Origin of the sequence: Pandoraea soli, assembly GCF_902459595.1 — a bacterium.
Classification (GTDB): domain Bacteria; phylum Pseudomonadota; class Gammaproteobacteria; order Burkholderiales; family Burkholderiaceae; genus Pandoraea; species Pandoraea cepalis.
On sequence record NZ_CABPSG010000012.1, the window covers coordinates 114,654 to 134,017 of the forward strand.

Annotated in this window: 16 protein-coding genes and 1 pseudogene; 11 read left to right on the forward strand and 6 right to left on the reverse strand. The window is 62.9% G+C overall.

Going from position 1 to position 19,364, the window contains the following annotated elements; all coding sequences use genetic code 11:
• Window positions 1–1,239, forward strand: coding sequence for a glycosyltransferase family 2 protein (locus PSO31014_RS18595; RefSeq protein WP_150552959.1), 1,239 nt, complete (start codon window positions 1–3; stop codon window positions 1,237–1,239).
• Between the two features lie 4 nt (window positions 1,240–1,243).
• On the opposite strand, the gene PSO31014_RS18600 is transcribed toward PSO31014_RS18595, so the two are convergent.
• The 5 genes from PSO31014_RS18600 to PSO31014_RS18620 all read right to left on the reverse strand — a co-directional run bounded on the left by PSO31014_RS18600 (window position 1,244) and on the right by PSO31014_RS18620 (window position 5,241).
• Window positions 1,244–2,743 carry a hypothetical protein gene (locus PSO31014_RS18600; protein WP_150552960.1) on the reverse strand — a complete coding sequence of 500 codons (1,500 nt, stop codon included), beginning with the start codon at window positions 2,741–2,743 and terminating at the stop codon, window positions 1,244–1,246.
• Entirely contained in the window at window positions 2,740–3,081 is a 342-nt protein-coding gene (locus PSO31014_RS18605; RefSeq protein ID WP_150552961.1) for a DUF2304 domain-containing protein, read from the reverse strand. Before PSO31014_RS18605 ends, PSO31014_RS18600 begins: the two co-directional genes overlap by 4 nt.
• A complete protein-coding gene (locus PSO31014_RS18610; protein WP_150552962.1) occupies window positions 3,078–3,791 on the reverse strand; it encodes a glycosyltransferase family 2 protein in 714 nt (237 codons plus the stop codon). The genes PSO31014_RS18605 and PSO31014_RS18610 overlap by 4 nt, the downstream gene beginning before the upstream one ends.
• Window positions 3,782–4,144: a 4-amino-4-deoxy-L-arabinose-phospho-UDP flippase gene (locus PSO31014_RS18615; protein ID WP_150552963.1), complete on the reverse strand. Its 363-nt coding sequence runs from the start codon at window positions 4,142–4,144 to the stop codon at window positions 3,782–3,784. The genes PSO31014_RS18610 and PSO31014_RS18615 overlap by 10 nt, the downstream gene beginning before the upstream one ends.
• Window positions 4,145–4,236: 92 nt before the next feature.
• Window positions 4,237–5,241 (reverse strand): class I SAM-dependent methyltransferase, encoded by a 1,005-nt coding sequence (locus PSO31014_RS18620; RefSeq protein ID WP_150552964.1) that lies wholly within the window; start codon window positions 5,239–5,241, stop codon window positions 4,237–4,239.
• Window positions 5,242–5,505: 264 nt separating this feature from the next.
• Between PSO31014_RS18620 and PSO31014_RS18625 the strand changes: the two are divergent.
• The 5 genes and pseudogenes from PSO31014_RS18625 to PSO31014_RS18645 all read left to right on the forward strand — a co-directional run.
• Window positions 5,506–6,603: pseudogene (locus PSO31014_RS18625) on the forward strand (cytochrome c oxidase subunit II); the annotation flags it as partial.
• Between the two features lie 527 nt (window positions 6,604–7,130).
• The gene (gene ctaD, locus PSO31014_RS18630; RefSeq protein ID WP_150552966.1) at window positions 7,131–8,978 is read left to right on the forward strand and encodes a cytochrome c oxidase subunit I; all 1,848 of its coding nucleotides are present in this window, start codon (window positions 7,131–7,133) and stop codon (window positions 8,976–8,978) included.
• On the forward strand, window positions 8,975–9,610 hold the full coding sequence (locus PSO31014_RS18635) for a cytochrome c oxidase subunit 3 (RefSeq protein WP_150552967.1): 636 nt from the start codon (window positions 8,975–8,977) through the stop codon (window positions 9,608–9,610). Before ctaD ends, PSO31014_RS18635 begins: the two co-directional genes overlap by 4 nt.
• A 19-nt stretch (window positions 9,611–9,629) precedes the next feature.
• Entirely contained in the window at window positions 9,630–10,322 is a 693-nt protein-coding gene (locus tag PSO31014_RS18640) for a heme-copper oxidase subunit III family protein (RefSeq protein WP_150552968.1), read from the forward strand.
• 8 nt (window positions 10,323–10,330) lie between these two features.
• Complete coding sequence (locus PSO31014_RS18645) at window positions 10,331–10,687, forward strand: cytochrome C oxidase subunit IV family protein (protein WP_150552969.1); 357 nt, start codon at window positions 10,331–10,333, stop codon at window positions 10,685–10,687.
• 28 nt (window positions 10,688–10,715) lie between these two features.
• Here PSO31014_RS18645 and PSO31014_RS18650 read toward each other — a convergent pair whose 3' ends face one another.
• Window positions 10,716–11,648 (reverse strand): LysR family transcriptional regulator, encoded by a 933-nt coding sequence (locus PSO31014_RS18650; RefSeq protein WP_150552970.1) that lies wholly within the window; start codon window positions 11,646–11,648, stop codon window positions 10,716–10,718.
• Between the two features lie 255 nt (window positions 11,649–11,903).
• Between PSO31014_RS18650 and PSO31014_RS18655 the strand changes: the two genes are divergently transcribed.
• The 5 genes from PSO31014_RS18655 to PSO31014_RS18675 all read left to right on the forward strand — a co-directional run bounded on the left by PSO31014_RS18655 (window position 11,904) and on the right by PSO31014_RS18675 (window position 19,289).
• Window positions 11,904–12,677, forward strand: a complete 774-nt coding sequence (locus PSO31014_RS18655) for a putative hydro-lyase (protein ID WP_150552994.1) — start codon at window positions 11,904–11,906, stop codon at window positions 12,675–12,677.
• A gap of 274 nt (window positions 12,678–12,951) precedes the next feature.
• Complete coding sequence (locus PSO31014_RS18660; protein WP_150552971.1) at window positions 12,952–14,283, forward strand: MFS transporter; 1,332 nt, start codon at window positions 12,952–12,954, stop codon at window positions 14,281–14,283.
• A gap of 230 nt (window positions 14,284–14,513) precedes the next feature.
• A complete protein-coding gene (locus PSO31014_RS18665; protein ID WP_150552972.1) occupies window positions 14,514–18,185 on the forward strand; it encodes a hydantoinase B/oxoprolinase family protein in 3,672 nt (1,223 codons plus the stop codon).
• A 158-nt stretch (window positions 18,186–18,343) separates the two neighbouring features.
• Complete coding sequence (locus PSO31014_RS18670) at window positions 18,344–18,745, forward strand: hypothetical protein (protein WP_150552973.1); 402 nt, start codon at window positions 18,344–18,346, stop codon at window positions 18,743–18,745.
• Between the two features lie 13 nt (window positions 18,746–18,758).
• Window positions 18,759–19,289 carry a hypothetical protein gene (locus tag PSO31014_RS18675; protein WP_150552974.1) on the forward strand — a complete coding sequence of 177 codons (531 nt, stop codon included), beginning with the start codon at window positions 18,759–18,761 and terminating at the stop codon, window positions 19,287–19,289.
• Window positions 19,290–19,364 lie beyond the last annotated feature (75 nt).

Sequence of the window (19,364 nt, forward strand, 5' to 3'; positions counted from 1 at the left end):
ATGCAACCGCTGCTTTCTGTTGTCATTCCGACCCATAATCGCGGGCAATACGCCATTCATGCGATTCGCTCGCTTTTGGCCATTGACGATTCCCGGCTTGAGGTCGTGGTGACCGATACTAGCACCGACGGTCGCCTCGAGGCGGCACTCGCTGACAATCCGTCGCTGGCAAGTTCGCCGCGGCTTCGCTACATCCGTCCGACGGAGCGCCTGGATATGACCGGCAACCACAATGCCGCCATCGGTGCGGCGACCGGGCGCTACGTCTGCCTAATCGGCGACGACGACACGATTGCCGCAGAGGCGCTCGATGCCGCGCAGTGGGCGCTGGAGAACGATATCGAAGTCTTGGCGCCCGAGGTGGTCGCGAATTACGCGTGGCCGGATTTCCGATCCCGCCATTTCGGCATGGGGCACGCCTCACGCCTGTACATTGCAAGGAAGTTCGGCAGCGTCTCGTGCGTCGAATCTTCGGATGCGTTGCGCGTTGCGTTGCGTGGCGCGGCACAGGGCACGGGCGGTCTGCCAAAGATCTACCACGGAATTGTTGCGAAGCTGGTGCTCGACAAGATCAAGGCCGTCTCGGGCGCTTACTTTCACGGATCGAGTCCAGATGTGTCGGGTGCCATTGGTTTGGCGATGAGTACGAGGCGATTCGTTAAGCTGGCGTACCCGTTGACGATTCCCGGTGCGTCAGGCGGGAGCAACACTGGACGCAGTGCGGTTAATCAGCACAAGGGCAAGCTTTCGGACGAAGCACAGACTAAAGCATTCCAGACAAAGGGCTGGAGTGCGGGGGTGCCTAAGTTCTTTTCTGTCGAAACCGTGTGGGCGCACGCATCGCTTGAGACCGTCGCGAGGATCGATGCGAGTCGTGTGCGCGACTTCAACTTTGCCCATCTCATCGCCGTGTGTCAGGTACTGCATGGCGAGTACGCGGCGGAAATCCGTCAGGCGTTAATTGAGGCCGCATCAATCCTCGGTGTGACGACAGCGGCGCTCCAGAGCGAGATCGATGTGGATATTCGGCGCGTCCGTCGTGCGCGAGTGCTGCATGTCGCGAAGCGATTGCTGCGCCCCACGGCGGCCGGCGGGCGGTTCTACGTTGGCAACTTGCCGACGATCGAAGATGCGCCGTCGGTGCTCGCGGAACAGATGCGGCGCCGAGGTGAGAGCTGGACGCGAATGGCCGCTGCTGCTCAGACCACCATTCACGGTAACGCGACGTCCGGCAACTGACGCACTAGCGCGGTGATCCCGCAGCGATAGTGCGCGACGGGATCGACAAGAAGACCAGCATGAACGGCAGGATCGCCCAGACCGGATATTGGTAGCGGAACGCCGGGTAGGGAATAAGTAGGAACATGGTCGCAGAGTGAATGGCGAACGGCAGATACACATACGCCGCGCGTAGATCGCCACGTTTGCGCCACAGCCAGCCCACGACGAGCACGGACAGGTACATGGGGACGGCAGTGTTCCACCAAAGCCATTGGATTCCCGACGATTGGGGCGGTATTGTCGTATGGTAGATGAGGGTCTTAAGATACTTGCTCAGTTCCGGCAGCACCGGCGAGAGTTGCAGTTGACTCGCATAAGGCTCGACGATCATGGCATCCAAACCAACCATACCCGCGGGCGCGGTCGTATCCCAGAGATTCTGGGTGGGAGTCGGACCCATGTGCCACAGAGGGCGAGAGATGCATAATTGTCGATCCAGTGCAGCCTTCGGGTTGCGTAACATCAAGGTCAGCGCGAGCGACTCCAAGGCACCAGTATTGGCTTTGAGCATGGCCGATAACGCCTCTGGGCGCCCCTGATAGGCCATAAACATCGCAGCACGGGTCTTGTCGACCATGCGGCAATCATAACTATTGCGCCAGTCCGAGAGCGGCATCACGCGTTCTGCCAGTTGACGCTCTTCCGGGCTCAGTGACGTACCGTCATGGATTGCGGCTGCAGCAAAATGATTGGAGAATACCAAGCCTAGGTTGCCGCCTGCCGTACTGTCGGCCTCGGGCATGCGCGACGCGCCCCAAACTACCGCTGTGAGCAACAGTACGGTCGCCAGGAAAAGACCGGCCGCGCGACGCCATCCCCGTGCCTTCGCAAGCCATGCGCCGGTGACGATCACCACCGCAAACGACGAGACCAGTCCATTGGTTCGGATGATCCCGGGCAACGCTGCCGCGAAGACAAAGAAGATGGCCGTGCGCGTGTCGTAGAGATCCATCACGCCGCGCCTGACGAGGCGCAATTGTACCGCGCACAAGATCATGCATGCCAATGCATACAAGCTATCCTTGCCGAGTGCGGTCAACATCATGGGATTCTGGGGCATGACGGCGACAGCAATGGCGCAAGTGATGACCCACTTGCGATTGGCGCCCAATGCCAGCAACTCTGCTAAGACATAGCCCACGGCTAGCCACATTGCCCCTGTTTGCACCAGCATCAACGTTGCTGGAGAGGACCAAATCATACTTGTCACGCGCATAAGCAATGTGACGGGGATGACCAGGCCGGGCGTATAGGTTGTTCCTCTTGCAGCTTCCATCCATTGAACGGAAGCATCAAAGTTCACTTGGGCGGGCCAGAACGCCAGAAGCGCGAGGAGGGTCGATACGGTCAGCGGAAGACCCAACAGCAGAATGTCGCGAAGACGGATGGTCGACGAGTGCACACCAAACCCTTGTGGGTGAGCTGTCGATTGTAATCGCCGCAGATTTGCTGAATTGGTCATTTTGATTCGTATTCAGGCGGCGTGGGCGTCCTGGCGTCGTTAATAGCAAGTTGGCGGCACAATGCCGTCAGATCGTCCTGTAAGCCGATGATCTTTCGGTAAAGTGCAACGATTAGGAAAAGCAGCAACAGGCAGAAGATCGGCAAGACGAGATCGAGTCCGCGCCCGATGCCGATCATGTGAGCGATGGTCGTCGTTACATTCGCATCCCATATCAGGAACGTGGCGATGGCGGCGCCGAGCACTACGGCGATCCGATGGCGCTGCGCACCACGTAACGCCACGTAGTAGAGGCTGATGGCCACCATCATCGCGGTCAGCAAGTACTGGGCGATCACCGTGAAATCCTCCCCAGAAAAAGGTCGACGAGAATGCGCACGGAATTAGAGAGCTTTTGGCCTTTACGCAGCGAGTAATCCGTGTACGTGATAGTGACCGGTACTTCAGAGACGCGCAGTTTGTGCTTTGCAATGTATGACACGATTTCAGAAGCATGCGCCATGCGGTTCTGATAAATCTCCAGGCGAGTTGCTGCGTCTCGGGTCATCGCCCGGAAACCGTTGTGCGCATCCGTCAGGCGGACACCCGTGGTAATCCATGTGAACATGGCCGCAGCCTTGAGCGTAAGCACTCGCAATTTTGGGATGCCGACGGCCTGCCCGATAAAGCGACTTCCAAGCGCGAAGTCCACGTTGTGCTCCAACAGTGCATCGGTCACGCGCTCTATTTCGTCTGCGGCATGCTGTCCATCAGCATCGAAGGTGACGATAATCCGTGCGCCACTGCGCACCGCGTACTTGATCCCGGTCAGCAACGCAGCTCCTTGGCCAAGATTTATTGGATGACTGACAACGTGGGCGCCTGCTTCAAGGGCGACATTTCCGGTGGTATCACCTGAACCATCATCGACGACGACGACAGGGTAGCCGCGTTGTTTCACCGACTGTACGACGTCGCTGATCATCGTGCCTTCATTGAAGGCGGCGATCACGATCCAGATGTCTGCGCGGTTGGACGGTGCAGCATCCGTCGAGATTTTCAATCCCATGATAGTACTAGCAGTCCTAGGGTGATGAAGCCAACGGCAATGAAGAAGCGCGGCGACAAGGACTCGCCGAAGAGGGCGTGGCTGCCGATGCCGGCCACCGCAATGCTCATGACCGTAAACGGATATCCCTTCGATAGAGGGATGAAGCTTAAGATCCAGATCCAGGCCAGCGTCAGGACTCCGTAAAAAGCGACGGCAAACAGAAAAGTGACGTTGGTAGCCAGTGAAAGCCAACGCTGCGCACTAGGCAACGCAGGGTCAACGCCATGAATAGCCACATACTTGAACAAAATCTGCCCGATACCCATCGCACAGGCATACGTCAGCAGAATAATAATGTGAAAATGTCTCATTTGGCTTTGCGTTGGTTATCTGCGTCCGCGTCCCGCGCATTTTCTTCGATCGTCGCGTCAACTTTCATTTGGACAATTCACGAGGAGGCGCTTCACGCCGGGTCAGCGGATTTGCGAAACACGATCCGTAGTCCGTCAAAGGTATTGAGCCTGATGCCAAACGAGCTGAGGAACCTGAGGGGCTTAATGCGCAGACGTAGCAGTCGAGCCAACTGGAATAGGATCAACGATAGCGGAACCCTCTTACTGGGGTGCTCAATGGATATGACTTCGAGGCCGCACCGCGTGCCGAGGGCATTGAGAGACTCCGGCGTAAAAAACCACAAATGCTGTGGCGGTGTCATCAAGCGCCAGTTTTTGCCGAAGAGGCGCGCAGGCCAAGAGGCGAAATCTCCGGTCGTCAGTAGCACCGTGCCCCCAGGTTTCAATCGCCGCGCAACCATTTCAAGCACCTTTTCCGGAGACTGCAGATGTTCGATGACATCGAGCATCACTACCGTGTCAGGACGTGGAATGGCCTGCAACTCGTGTGACTCGGCCGTGCCTTGCTTGACATTCACGAGCCCGCGTGCGTTGCAGGCTTGAACCGCATCGCTACAGATTTCAATGCCATATACATCGAAATGAGCCCGCGCTAAATTTAAAAAAAATCCATAAGCACAACCCAATTCGAGTAACGTGCCTCCATTCGGACCATGCGATTTCAGTAGGGAAACGATTTCGCTGAAGTCGTGGCGCAACACCAATTCTGACGCTTGATAATCCGCGTAGCCGTCATGCAGATTGCCGTTAAAGTAGTTCGCATCGTAGTAGGTCTTTGGATCAAAGTTCGTAACGTCGGTGGAGCCCAAGCCGCACGTGCCACAACGAAAAATGGGTAGACCCTCTTTGACATAAAGGTACTGTCTCGGGGCTGTACTTCCGCAAGCGATGCAGGCGCGCATCTCGATCGTATCGGGAGTCGAAGTTTCTGACATGGAATGGGTGTCTTGCCGCTTTAGCGGGATCGGCGCTTCAATGCGCAGATACAGCTGGCGGCCGAGTTCAAATTTGGCAAAATTTCTTAGACCAGGAGCATACCATTTCCACTGCCGCATATGACTGGCACGCCCGTACTACCTGGGCGGATCACCTTAAGCGGGCTTGTCGTCCGTCGGACGCTTGCTTGACTTGCAGCGCTTAACGTCTAGTCTTAATTGGGCAGGCGGCAGCCGTCCATGGGCATGTCGCGGCCCACATAGTGTGTTGGGGATCTTTGGGTGCAATTTGCAGTACGAGGCGGGGCTCTTCAGGAGAGGCATCGTGCTATACGGTTCGTACGGCATGCGCCCGGCGGGCGTGCATTTTGGTGTCCGTGCGCTATGGCGACCGAACTTGTTCTAACCGTCCTGGTCGCCGCCACCCTCGCCTTCCACTTCTGGAGCCCGTGGTGGCTGACCCCGCTGGCGTCTAACTGGCGCCAGATGGACGACACCCTCACGATCACGCTGGTCATCACCGGTGTGGCCTTTGTCGCCGTCAATCTCTTCGTTGCCTTGGCGATTTACCGTTACCGCCACCGCGACGGGCACCGCGCTGCCTACGAGCCACACAACCGGCGTCTCGAAGCCTGGCTCATCGGTATCACGACTATTGGCATAGCCGCCATGCTCGCGCCGGGCCTATTCGTCTATGCCAAGCTAATCAATCCCCCCGCCAATGCCCGTGTCGTCGAAGTCGTCGGCCAGCAGTGGCAATGGCGTTTCCGCCTGCCGGGCCCCGACGGGCGGCTCGGCAGTTCCGACCCGAGCTATGTCACCGCGGACAACCCGCTCGGCCTGAATCCCAAGGATCCCGCGAATCAGGACAACCGTATCGTCGACGCCCCCGAACTGCATCTGCTCGTGGGCCAGCCGGTGAAATTGCTGCTGCGCGCAAAAGACGTTCTCCACGACTTTTATGTCCCGCCGTTCCGCACGCGCATGAACATGGTGCCGGGCATGGTCACGCAGATGTGGCTCACGCCGACGCTTACCGGGCGGTTCGACATCCTTTGTGCGCAACTTTGTGGCGTCGGCCATGCCAACATGCGCGGCGTCGTTGTCGTCGAGGACAAGCCGGCCTACGACGCCTGGGTCGCCACACTCCCCACGTTTGCTGCACTGCAAGCGCAACATGCCGGGGCAGCCACTTCCGACCCACTCGCGGCCAAAGGCAAATTGCTGGCGCAAGCAAAGGGCTGTGCCGCGTGCCATACGGTAGACGGCTCACCCGGCGTCGGGCCGACCTGGAAAGGTCTGTACGGCACGACGCAGACGTTTCAGGATGGCAGCTCTGCGCACGTCGACGAAGCTTACCTGGCGACCTTCATCCGCAATCCGACCGCGCGCGTGCCCAAGGGCTTCGCGCCAATCATGCCCAAGCTCGATCTCACGGACGACGAGCTAGAGGCGCTCATCGCGTACATTCGGACGCTGGGTACCGCGCCACCTCCTGAGGCCGGCCCTTCGCCGGCAACACATGCGCCCGCCGCGGCCATGCCCGCGCCCCGCCGACCGGTAACTTTGGCCTCGGCGGCCCCGTCGGCTCGTGCGCAGCCCGCCGTGCAACTCGCCCAAAACTCACTGGTTACACCGCGTCCGCCCGCGCAGTATGCGCCGCTGACACCATCCGGCCCGTCGAGCGCAAGCTCGCAGCCGTCGTCTCAGCCGGCACGCCGGTCGGGGCAAGCGCCGGGACTACCGTTGCAGACCGACCCGAATACGACGGTTCCGCCACTTGCTATTCCGCCAGCGCAGCCCGTCAATCCGCCGCCGGGATCGGTGCCGCCGCGGGTGCCGATGATTCGCCCCGCGCCTTGACTCGGCCTCGCACTTTGTAGACGCATCACCACAGAAACATCGGAAAAAGCACCGCAAAGTCAGCGCCACGAAGCAAGGCGGCACAACACGAGACAGCACAACACCACACAACACAAATCAGCGCAGAATCCTCAGGGAGACAAGTCATGACCGGCGACTCCGACAGTTCCGACAGTGCAGCCCACGCCGGTGGGTACCACGGCGCCCCGCACAGCTTCTGGACGAAGTACGTCTGGAGCCAGGACCACAAGGTCATTGCGGTGCAATACGCGCTCACGGCCATCGCCGTGGGACTCGTCGGGCTCGTCCTCTCGAACCTCATGCGCATGCAACTGGGCTTCCCGGGCAAGTTCTCCTTCATCGACGCCAACCACTACTACCAGTACGTCACCATGCACGGCATGATCATGGTGATCTACCTGCTCACGGCACTGTTCCTCGGCGGCTTCGGTAACTACCTCATCCCGCTGATGGTCGGGGCGCGCGACATGGTCTTCCCGTTCCTGAACATGCTCAGCTACTGGGTCTACCTGCTCGCCGTCATCGTGCTGATGGTGAGCTTCTTCGTGCCCGGCGGCCCGACCGGCGCGGGCTGGACACTCTACCCCCCCCAAGCGATTCTTCCCGGCACGCCGGGCACCGAGTGGGGCATTGTGCTGATGCTCGTCTCGCTCGCAATCTTCATCGTGGCCGCCACGATGGGCGGCCTCAACTACGTCACCACCGTGCTGCAAGCCCGCGCCGAAGGCATGACGTTGCTGCGCATGCCGCTCACGGTCTGGGGCATCGTGATGGCCACGGTGCTCGCGCTGCTGGCCTTCCCGGCACTGTTCGTCTCCGCCGTCATGATGCTGCTCGACAAGACCCTGCACACGAGCTTCTTCATGCCGGCCGTCGTGTCGATGGGCCAACCGCTCGACTATCGCGGCGGCAGCCCGCTCCTGTTTCAGCACCTGTTCTGGTTCTTCGGTCACCCTGAGGTGTACATCGTCGCGCTGCCCGCATTCGGCATCGTCTCTGATCTCATCAGCGTGCACGCGCGCAAGAACATCTTCGGCTATCGCATGATGGTCTGGGCGATTCTCGCCATCGGCGTGCTCTCGGTCGTCGTCTGGGCGCACCACATGTTCATCAGCGGCATGAATCCGTATTTCGGATTCTTCTTCGCCACGACCACCCTCATCATCGCCATCCCCACCGCGATCAAGGTCTACAACTGGGTGCTCACGCTGTGGCGCGGCGACATCCATCTGACCGTGCCGATGCTGTTCGCCATCGGCTTCATCAGCACCTTCGTGATCGGTGGCCTCACCGGACTCTTCCTCGGCAACGTCAGCGTCGACATGCCGTTGTCGAACACGTACTTCGTGGTCGCGCACTTCCACATGGTGATGGGCGTGTCGCCGCTGCTCGTGATCTTCGGCGGCATCTACCACTGGTATCCGCTCATCACCGGCAGACGGATGAACGACCGCCTCGGCCAATGGCATTTCTGGATCACGTTCCTCGGCACCTACGCGATCTTCTTCCCGATGCACTACCTCGGCATACTCGGCATGCCGCGCCGCTACTACGAGTTCAAGGACTACAGTTTCATCCCCGAGTCGGCGCACACGATGAACGCCTACATCTCGGTGGCGGCGTTCGTCGTCGCCGCCGGGCAATTGCTGTTCCTGTTCAACCTCGCCTGGAGCCTGCGGCACGGCAAGCCGGCCGGCGCAAATCCGTGGCGTGCGGCGTCGCTCGAATGGCAGACGCCCGACGTGCCACCCGTACACGGCAACTGGGGCCCGACGCCGCCCGTGGTCTATCGCTGGCCTTACGAATACAGCGTGCCGGGCGACATCGACGACGTCGTGCCGCAGAATCTCGCCCCCGATCCACGACGCCCCGCCACCCGGGTGCACGGCGACTCGGCGGCGCTGCATCGTCGTGACACGCCGCCGCCCCCACCGCCCAAGTCGCCTGAGTCACCCAAGGGAGCCGCACCATGAAGCCCGCGCCGTCCTGGCCATCCCTGCCACCCGGAGGCGTGCCCATCGCACAGCCGCCGCGTCGCGCGGCGTCGCAGGTCGCGCTCTGGTGGCTCATGGGCGTGATCGGCATGCTGTTCGCGCTGATGCTCGTAGCGTATGTGATGCGCATGAGTCTCGGCGACTGGCGTCCGTTGCCGTCGATCAATGCGCTGTGGATTAACACGGGGATGCTGGCCGCCGCATGCCTCGTGATGCAGTCGTCGGCCTGGCAGGCGCGACACGGCGAGTTGCGACGCTCACGCCGCGACTGGGCGCTGGCGGGCGGGCTAGCGCTCGCGTTCGTCATCGGGCAGCTTTGGGTGTGGCACGACCTGACGCTGCGTCACTTCGGCGTGGCCGGCAATCCCGCCAACAGCTTCTTCTTCCTGCTCACCGGATTGCATGCGCTGCATCTGCTCGGGGGCGGGGTGGCGTGGGCGTGTCTCGCGTCGCGTCGGCTCACCCATGCCGCGCGCGCACGACGCCTGTCCCTGACTGCGCAGTACTGGCACTTCCTGCTTCTGCTGTGGATCGTGCTGTTCGCGGCCATCGTCAATCTCACGCCGGAGATCGCGCAGCGACTGTGCGGCACTGCCGCCGTCGGTTCGTAACGCGTCGAGGAGCGACATCGTGAATACGTCTTCGCCTGCATCGTCCCCGTCGACCGAACTGCCCGCCGGTTGGCGCGGCGTCGTCACCGATTGGTCGGGAGATCGCGCCGCGTTCCACGTGCCGTGGGGCAAGGCGATGATGTGGATCTTCCTGCTCTCGGACACGTTCGTGTTCAGCAGCTTTCTCATCGGCTACATGACGGTGCGCATCTCGACGACCGCCCCCTGGCCAAGCCCGGCGGAGATCTTCGCGCTCAATGTGAACGGTCATCCGGTGCCGCTGCTGCTCATCGCCATCATGACGTTCACGCTCATCACCAGCAGCGGCACCATGGCGATGGCGGTGAACTACGCCTACCGGCGCGATCGCGACAAGACGGCCGCCTGCATTCTCGCCACGGCCTATTTCGGCATGGCGTTCGTCGGCATGCAGGCGTTCGAGTGGACGAACCTGATCGTGCACGAAGGCATTCGCCCGTGGGGAAATGCGATGGGCGCAGCGCAGTTCGGCGCGTGCTTCTTCATGATCACGGGCTTTCACGGGCTGCACGTGAGTGCGGGCGTCATCTATCTGCTTACGGTGATGCGCAAGGTGCTCAACGGCACGCTCGAACGACGCGGCAACTACCAGCTCGTCGAGATCGCAGGCCTCTACTGGCACTTCGTCGATCTCGTCTGGGTGTTCATCTTTGCGCTGTTCTATCTCTGGTAGGAGGAGCGATGGAATCCTCTGCGACATCCGCGCCGCACGCGTCTGGCGCCAGCGGCGAACATTCGGGCCAACAGCATTCGGTCAGCCTCTATTTCAAGGTGTGGGGGCTGTTGTTCGTGCTCTCTACGCTATCGTATCTCGTCGACTACGCCGATCTGCGGGGCTACCTGCGATGGGGGCTGATTCTCGCGCTGATGGTGGCCAAGGCGGGCCTGATCGTGGCCGTGTTCATGCACATGCGCTGGGAGCGGCTCGCGCTGGTCTACGCGATCCTGATTCCGCCGCTGGCGTTGCTCGTGCTGATGGCCCTCATGGCCGCGGAAGCGGACTACACGTTCCTCACGCGGCTGGCGCATTTTCGGTAGCGCGCACCGAGCGCCCCGGCGCGACGCCTTACAACAATTCCACCAGCCGCCGGTCGCTCTTGCGGCAGTACTCCGCGCACGCGGTGCGCGCGGCCGTGGCCGCCCCATGCACGAAGAGCGGGGCGTCGGCGCGTCGCGACATCGACACCACGATGGACGGCGGCGCCGGCTGCAACGGCAGCTCCGCGACTTCGCCGCTCGCAATCAGATCGTCGACGAACAGCCGCGGAATCGCCGCGACCCCGAAGCCGTCTCTCACCAACTGCACGATCACGGCGATCGACGGCGACCCCGTAATGCGGGTCTCCGAAAGCGGTACGCCATGCACGCCCGCCAGTTTCGCCACGATGTCCTCCAGCGCCCGGTGGGGGGCCGTGCCGCGTCCGTAGGTCAGGATCGGATGCTGCAGCACCTGCTTCGCGAGCCCGCTGCGCGTGTTCGGAAACATGCCCGTGCGCGCGATCCAGTGCACCGGATAGTTGGCGAGCGCATCGCACACCACGCTGCTGTCGTCGCTGCCCTCCACGCGGATGATGAGATCGAGTTCGTCCGCGACCAGGCGGCGCTGCAACTGCACCGAGACATCGACCGTCAACTCGACTTCCAGCGAGGGATAGTCGGCCGCCAGGCGTCGCAGATAGTGCGGCAGCCAGCTATGCACGACGGTCTCGATCACGCCGAGACGCAACCGTCCGCGCAAAGTGCTTTCGCCCGATGCCGCTGTCTGCAGACGTCGCGCCGCCTCCACCACCGCCTTGGCATAGCCCAGCAGGTATTCACCGTTGGGTGTGAGCCGAAATTCACGGCTGTCGCGATCGACCAGCACGGTTTTCAGCTCCTCCTCGAGCGCCTTGAGCCGCTGTGAGATCGCCGCCGGCGTGGCGTGCAGCGCCGCGGCCGTCGCACGGAAGTTGCGCAGCTTGGCCAGCGTGACGAACGTTTCGAGAAATCGCGTGTTCATGGGAATCGGCGGGCCGGGAGCGTGCCCAAAATTTGACCTCGGATCGAGGAAGAAAAAGACAACGAACCTCGGGAAAACCCGTGATGTTGTTAAGAAATTCTATACGGCAGCGCGTAGAAAAACTCGTTAGCGACAACTTTTTTTTCTTTCTATGCTTCAGCCATCCGATGCCACCGTTGCATCCCCCCCCTCAATGCCGGAGCTGTCATGAACCATCCCACCGTGCTCGACGACCTCGCCTCGCAACGCGACGCCATCACGCCCTTCGCATTCCGTCAGGCAGTGCGCAGCGGTCAGTTCCGGAAGCCGACCGCCGGGTACTGCGGCGACTTCGCACAGGCCAACCTCGCTATCCTGCCGGCAGCCCACGCGCACGACTTCCTGCGCTTCTGCCAAAGTAATCCGAAGGCCTGCCCCCTGCTGGGCGTGGGCGAGCCGGGGCAATGGCACGTGCCGGCACTGGGCCGGGAGGTGGATATCCGCACCGACGTGCCGGGTTACAACGTCTACCGCGACGGCAAACTCGCCGAACAGGTCGATCACCTCGCCGAGCGCTGGCAGGATGACTTCGTCGTCTTCGCCATCGGCTGCTCGTTCTCATTCGAAGGCATGCTGGCGCAGGCGGGCATTGGGTTGCGTCACGTGGAAGAGGGACGCAACGTGCCGATGTATCGAACCAATATCGCCAATCAGCGCGCCGGAAAGTTCGGTGGCGAGCTGGTCGTGTCGATGCGTCCGATGAAGGGCGCCGACGCCATTCGCGCTGTGCAGATCACGAGCCGGTTCCCCGGCGTGCACGGCGCGCCGATCCATATCGGTGACCCGGCAGCACTCGGCATCGCGGATTTGAACAAGCCGGAGTTTGGCGATGCCGTCACCATTCGCGACGGCGAGCTGCCTGTCTACTGGGCCTGTGGTGTGACGCCGCAGACCGCAATCATGGAGGCCAGGCTGCCGATCGCCATCGCGCACCGGCCGGGCTACATGCTGATGACGGATATCCCGAACGCGTCGCTCGCCGTTTTCTGATCGCGCGCGACGTGCGTTGCACGGCACCCGGGCATCTCGGAAATACCGGCAATACCGGCCAGCGACGCAGGACCTGAAGCACCCCGCAAATTTCACGCAAGCAGCAAGCATCACTGAAGCTTTACCCGAGCACCAAGCAAGACAGAAACACCGCGCCATGACGGGAGGCGGCAGGGGAGCGATCGCCTGCCGGTGACCGCACACGCCCATCGGAGAGCGCGGCCCGAGGGCACATCACACGGCAAGTCACGACATCACCGGAGCCTTTTTTCTCATGGAAAGCAAAACCCCTCTCGCGCCCCCGGCGGCGGCAGTCCCCGCCGGCACGTTGGATACGTCTGACAACGGCGGCAGCCTGTTCGGCTGGTACGGCGACGCCACCCCGCGCCAAAAGCGTGCCTTCTGGAGCTGCAAGGTCGGTTACATGCTCGACGGCATGGACACCCAGATGCTGAGCTTCGTCATCCCGACGCTGGTCGCGACGTGGGGCATCAGCCTTGCCGACGCGGGCTTCATCGGCACGCTCACGCTGCTCGCCTCGGCGCTCGGCGGCTGGGCGGCCGGCATTCTGTCGGATCGCATCGGTCGTGTGCGTACTCTGCAACTCACCGTGCTGTGGTTCGCCGTCTTCACCGGGCTGTGCGGACTCGCGCAGAACTACCATCAACTGCTCGCCGCGCGTGCGCTCATGGGCTTCGGCTTCGGCGGCGAGTGGACGGCCGGCGCCGTGCTCATCGGTGAAGTGATGCGCGCGCGCGACCGCGGCAAGGCCGTGGGTCTCGTGCAGTCCGGCTGGGCCATCGGCTGGGGCCTGACGGCTATTCTCTATTCGGTGCTGTTCTCGCTGTTCCCCGCTGAAATGGCATGGCGCGGACTGTTCCTGATCGGCCTGCTGCCCGCGCTGCTCGTGCTCTTCATTCGTCGCTACGTGCAGGAGCCGGAGGTCTACCAGAACGAGAAGGCCAAGCAGACGTCGGAAGACACGCCCGGCCTGGCCGCCATCTTCAGCCCCGCATTGCTCTCGACGACGATCCGCGCCGCGCTGTTGACCACGGGCGCACAAGGCGGCTACTACGCCATCACGACGTGGCTGCCCACGTACCTGAAGACGGAGCGCCATCTCACGGTGATGGGCACCGGCGGCTACCTCGCCATGATCATCTTCGGCTCGTGGGTCGGCTATCTGGTCAGCTCGTATCTGACGGACCGGCTCGGCCGCAAGCCGAACTTCATTCTGTTCGCCGTGGGCTCGATGGTGATCGCGTTCTCGTACACGTCGCTGCCGCTGACCGATAGCGCCATGTTCTGGCTCGGCTTCCCGCTCGGTTTCTTCGCCTCGGGCATTTTCAGCGGCATGGGTGCGTTCCTGACCGAACTGTTCCCGACCCGCGTGCGCGGTTCCGGCCAGGGCTTCTGCTACAACGTCGGCCGTGCCGTGGGCGCCCTGTTCCCGTTCCTGATCGGCATGCTCTCCAAACAGTACGGCCTGGGCACGACTATCGGCATCTTCGCCGGCGTGGCCTACGGCGTGCTGATTCTCGCGGCGCTCACGCTGCCCGAAACCCGCGGCCGCGATCTCGATTCGCTCGAGGCGCACATGCAGTGATAAGCGACACCCTGCGCCAATGAACTACCGCGGCAGCCGTCGCTGCCGCGTCCGATGACTTCTCTTTAATTCTCCCGGTACCGAGATTTGCGAGTGTGTGGCGCGGCGGACGACATCGGCCGCGCCACACACCGGGACACGCGCGCCCTGCGCCAACACAGCATGACGACGGTGCCCCCGCACCGTCACCCCGCCGATTCACGTTTGACCATTGCTTTGCGAGTGACCCCATGACGAACGCCCTCACGCCCTCCGCCCAAAACCGCGCCCCTGCGCACCAGACCGCTTCGCGCTGGCAGTTCTGGATCGACCGCGGTGGCACCTTCACCGACATCGTGGCGCGCCGCCCCGACGGCACCCTCGTCACGCACAAGCTGCTCTCGGAGAACCCCGAGCAGTATCGCGACGCCGCCGTGGCCGGCATTCGTCACCTGCTGGACCTCGCGCCGGGCGAGCCGATCACGCCCGAGCAGGTCGAAATGGTGAAGATGGGAACCACCGTGGCCACCAACGCGCTGCTCGAACGCAAGGGCGAGCCGCTCGCGCTCGTGACGACACAAGGGTTTCGCGACGCGCTGCGCATCGCGTATCAGAACCGGCCGCGTCTGTTCGATCTCGATATCGCATTGCCGGAGGCGCTGTACGCGGAGGTCGTCGAGATCGACGAACGTGTCGGTGCACATGGTGAAGTCGTGCGCGAACTCGATGCCGAGGCGACGCGCCGCGCACTGGAAGCGGTCTACGCCAAGGGGATCCGCGCACTCGCCATCGTGCTGATGCATGGCTATCGCTATCAGGCCCACGAAAAGGCGCTGGCGACGATGGCGCGCGCGCTGGGCTTCTCGCAGGTATCCGTCTCGCACGAAGTCTCGCCGCTCATGAAGCTTGTCTCGCGCGGCGATACGACCGTCGTCGACGCGTATCTGTCGCCGATCCTGCGACGCTACGTCGAACAGGTTGCGCAGGAGATGCCGGGCGTCAATCTGCAGTTCATGCAGAGTAGTGGCGGCCTCACCCGTGCCGACAACTTCCAGGGCAAGGACGCCATTCTGTCCGGCCCGGCAGGCGGCATCGTCGGGATGGTGCGCGCGTCGAGCGCGGCAGGCTTCGAGCGGGTGATCGGTTTCGACATGGGCGGCACGTCGACCGACGTCTCGCATTACCACGGCGAGTTCGAGCGCGTATTCGAGACGCAAGTCGCCGGGGTGCGCATGCGCGCGCCGATGATGAGCATTCACACGGTCGCCGCGGGTGGCGGGTCGGTGTTGTCGTTCGACGGCACGCGTCTGCGCGTGGGGCCGGATTCGGCCGGCGCCAATCCGGGCCCGGCGGCGTATCGGCGCGGCGGCCCGCTCACGGTGACCGACTGCAACGTCATGCTCGGCAAGATTCAGCCCGCGCATTTCCCGAAAGTGTTCGGCCCGAACGCCAACGAGCCGCTCGACCGCGATGTCGTGGTGGCGAAGTTCACCGCAATGGCCGCGGAGATCGAGCAGGCGACCGGCCGCCGTCAGACGCCCGAAGCGCTCGCCGAAGGCTTCCTCGAAATCGCGATCGGCAGCATGGCCAATGCCATCAAGAAGATCTCGGTGCAGCGCGGTCACGACGTGAGCCGTTACGTGCTGACGACGTTCGGCGGGGCGGGCGGCCAGCATGCCTGCGGCGTTGCCGATGCGCTCGGCATGACGAAGGTCTTCGCGCATCCGCTCGCCGGCGTGCTCTCGGCCTACGGCATGGGCCTCGCGGATCAGACGGCGATGCGTGAGCGCATGATCGAAGCGCCGCTGTCGGACGACGGGCTGGCAGCGCTGGAAGACGCGCTTGGCGCGCTCGCCGACGACGCCGTGAACGTTCTGCTCTCGCAAGGCGTGCCGCCGTCACGCATCGATACGGTGCGTCGTGTTCATGTGCGTTACGCGGGCACCGATTCGGCGCTGGCGGTGCCATTCGGTAACGTCGCACAGATGCGCGCAGCCTTCGAAGCCGCCTATCGTCAGCGCTATTCGTTCCTGATGGACGGCGCTGCGCTGATCGTCGAGGTGGCGTCGGTCGAAGCCATCGGTCGCTCGGATGCGCCCGTCGACATCGCTTCGCTCGATGCCCGCACGTCGGGCGCACCGCAGGCGGTCGATCGCGTGAAGCTCTACGCCGGTGGCGCGTGGCACGAGGCGGCGCTGTTTGCCCGCGATACGCTGCTCGCGGGTGACACCATCGATGGGCCCGCCATCGTTGCCGAGAAGAGCGGCACGACGGTGGTCGAGCCCGGCTGGCAGGCGCAGATGAGCGCGCAGGGCAACCTCGTGCTGGCGCGCGTGGTGCCGCGCGCCACGCAACGCGATGCCGCTGACCGGGACACGCAAGCCGATCCGGTGCGTCTGGAGATCTTCAACAATCTCTTCATGTCGATTGCCGAACAGATGGGGCTGCGCCTGCAGAACACGGCGTATTCGGTGAACATCAAGGAGCGTCTGGATTTCTCGTGCGCACTGTTCGACCGTGACGGTAACCTCATCGCCAACGCGCCGCATATGCCGGTGCATCTGGGCTCGATGGGCGAGAGTATCAAGACGGTGATCGAGCGCAATCGCGGCAAGATGCGCGACGGCGATGTCTTCATGCTCAACGACCCGTATCACGGGGGTACGCATTTGCCGGACGTCACGGTCATCACGCCGGTGTTCGTGGGCGCGGAAGGTGCCGCGAACGCGGAGCCGCTCTTCTACGTCGGCTCGCGCGGCCATCACGCGGACATCGGCGGGATCACGCCGGGATCGATGCCGCCGGATTCGACGCACGTCGAGGAGGAGGGCGTGCTCATCGATAACTGGCAACTGGTCGCGGCGGGCGAACTGCGCGATCGCGAGACGCGCGGGCTGTTGGCCAGTGCGCGCTACCCGGCACGCAACATCGACCAGAACATGGCCGATCTGCGGGCGCAGGTCGCGGCGAACCAGAAAGGCGTCGATGAACTGCGTCGCATGGTGAGCGAGTTCGGGCGCGACGTGGTGCTCGCCTATATGGGGCACGTGCAGGACAACGCCGAAGCCGCCGTGCGCCGCGTGATCGGCGCGCTGGCCGACGGGCACTATCGCTACGCGCTGGATAACGGGGCGGTGATCGAGGTGGCAATTCGTGTCGATCACGCCACGCAAGGCGCGACCATCGACTTCACCGGCACGTCGGCGCAGTTGCCGAACAACTTCAATGCGCCGCGGGCCGTGTGCATGGCCGCCGTGCTGTACGTCTTCCGCACGTTGGTCGACGACGACATTCCACTCAACGCCGGCTGTCTGAAGCCGTTGACGGTGATCGTGCCGCAGGGCTCGATGCTCAACCCGGTGTACCCGGCGGCGGTAGTGTCCGGCAACGTGGAGACGTCGTCCGCCATCACCAACGCGCTCTACGGTGCACTGGGACGCGTGGCGTCGAGCCAGGGCACGATGAACAACTTCACATTCGGCAACGAGACGTATCAGTACTACGAGACCATTGCGGGCGGTAGCGGTGCGGGCGAGGGCTTCCATGGCGCCGACGCGGTACAGACGCACATGACCAACTCGCGACTGACCGATCCCGAAGTGCTGGAGTGGCGCTATCCGGTGCGCCTGGAGAGCCACCGGATTCGCGTCGGGTCCGGCGGCACGGGGCGTTGGCATGGCGGTAACGGGGCCGTGCGACGTATTCGCTTCCTTACCCCGATGACCGCGTCGATCCTCTCCAACAATCGCGTGCATGCGCCGTTCGGGGCGCAGGGCGGAGCGGTGGGGGCGCTGGGGGCGAACTACGTGGAGCGCGTGGATGGCACGCGCGAGACACTGGCGCACATCGGACGCACGCAAATGCAGCCGGGCGACATCTTCGTTGTCGAGACGCCGGGAGGGGGCGGATTCGGCGCCGCTTGAGTGAATCGTGGGCGGTCAACACGCCGCACGGATGGGAAATCACTGAAGCGCGGCGTGATACCGGAAGGGAATGCTGCCTTTGCAAAGGCGAGCGTCGAGCGTCTTCGTACGATGCGTTATGTCTTTCATGACTGACCGCAACATACGGAGGCGCTTCCATGTCTGACCCGTTGCAACATCCCACCCTCACGCCCTTCGCGTGCGTCGATCCGGCGCAGGTCGCGGAGGACGATCTTCTCGTTCAGTACGAACGCGCATGCGCCGACATGCAACTGGCCGGGCGCAAGTTGCACCGCCAGATGCAGGACTACCACGCGGTGCTCGACGAGGTGGCGCGTCTCGAAGCGGCCGGCACTCCCGACGCCCGCGAGAAGCTAAAGCGTCTCGAAGCGCTCGTGCAGAGCGAGGCATTCCAACGTAACGAGCGTGAAATTCGTCGCATGACGGCGGCGCTTGCGCATACGCTCGAGCGCATGCGCGCCGACGCGCCGGTGCCGCTCGCCGCGGCGCCAACCGTTCCCGCGAAGCGTGCGCCGGCCGTGCGCCGAGTGTGCGCCTGAGACGAGGTTCGACATGATCGATCGAATCTCCGGCACCCCATCCCCGTCGCGGGCGTACACCGATGTCGCTGGCCAGCTTCGCACCAAGCCCACCGATTCCCAAAACCCGCTGCTCTCGACGATCGGCGTCGCCAGCGATCAGTTGACTACCCTGCAATCGATGGCCGACGCGTGGTTGGCGCAGGCGCAAACGCGCATCAACGTCGCTCGCGACGCCCGCGATTTTGCAACGGTGGTGGGGGAGATGGCGCAGCGGGCTTCCCTGGGCTCGACGCCCGAAGGGTTGCCGCCAGCCCTGCGAGACTTCGCGATTCGGCACGAGTTGCTGTCGCCTCAGTCCGCCGACGAGCCGTTCGATGCGGCCGGTCTGCAAACGCTGGAAGCGCAGCTTCAGTCGCTGGCCATGATCGACAGTGCATCGAGTACCCGCGAGCAGATCCAGCTCAAACGTTTCGTTACCCGCTACGACAATACCCTCACGCTCTACAACGCGGTGATCGCCAAACTTGGCGAAATCATGAAGAAGATCGTGAACAGTATCTAACCGGTATCCAAAGATTCAAAGCTCCAAAGGGCCGCGCAGGTCTGTGCCCGACCCGATTTCACCGACTTCAGGAAT

Coding starts and splice junctions, on each gene's coding strand:
- PSO31014_RS18660 (WP_150552971.1), top strand. CDS start 12,952: ATGGAAAGCAAAACCCCTCTCGCGCCCCCGGCGGCGGCAGTCCCCGCC.
- PSO31014_RS18670 (WP_150552973.1), top strand. CDS start 18,344: ATGTCTGACCCGTTGCAACATCCCACCCTCACGCCCTTCGCGTGCGTC.
- PSO31014_RS18620 (WP_150552964.1), bottom strand. CDS start 5,241: ATGCGGCAGTGGAAATGGTATGCTCCTGGTCTAAGAAATTTTGCCAAA.
- PSO31014_RS18650 (WP_150552970.1), bottom strand. CDS start 11,648: ATGAACACGCGATTTCTCGAAACGTTCGTCACGCTGGCCAAGCTGCGC.
- PSO31014_RS18675 (WP_150552974.1), top strand. CDS start 18,759: ATGATCGATCGAATCTCCGGCACCCCATCCCCGTCGCGGGCGTACACC.
- ctaD (WP_150552966.1), top strand. CDS start 7,131: ATGACCGGCGACTCCGACAGTTCCGACAGTGCAGCCCACGCCGGTGGG.
- PSO31014_RS18610 (WP_150552962.1), bottom strand. CDS start 3,791: ATGGGATTGAAAATCTCGACGGATGCTGCACCGTCCAACCGCGCAGAC.
- PSO31014_RS18635 (WP_150552967.1), top strand. CDS start 8,975: ATGAAGCCCGCGCCGTCCTGGCCATCCCTGCCACCCGGAGGCGTGCCC.
- PSO31014_RS18645 (WP_150552969.1), top strand. CDS start 10,331: ATGGAATCCTCTGCGACATCCGCGCCGCACGCGTCTGGCGCCAGCGGC.
- PSO31014_RS18595 (WP_150552959.1), top strand. CDS start 1: ATGCAACCGCTGCTTTCTGTTGTCATTCCGACCCATAATCGCGGGCAA.
- PSO31014_RS18600 (WP_150552960.1), bottom strand. CDS start 2,743: ATGACCAATTCAGCAAATCTGCGGCGATTACAATCGACAGCTCACCCA.
- PSO31014_RS18615 (WP_150552963.1), bottom strand. CDS start 4,144: ATGAGACATTTTCACATTATTATTCTGCTGACGTATGCCTGTGCGATG.
- PSO31014_RS18665 (WP_150552972.1), top strand. CDS start 14,514: ATGACGAACGCCCTCACGCCCTCCGCCCAAAACCGCGCCCCTGCGCAC.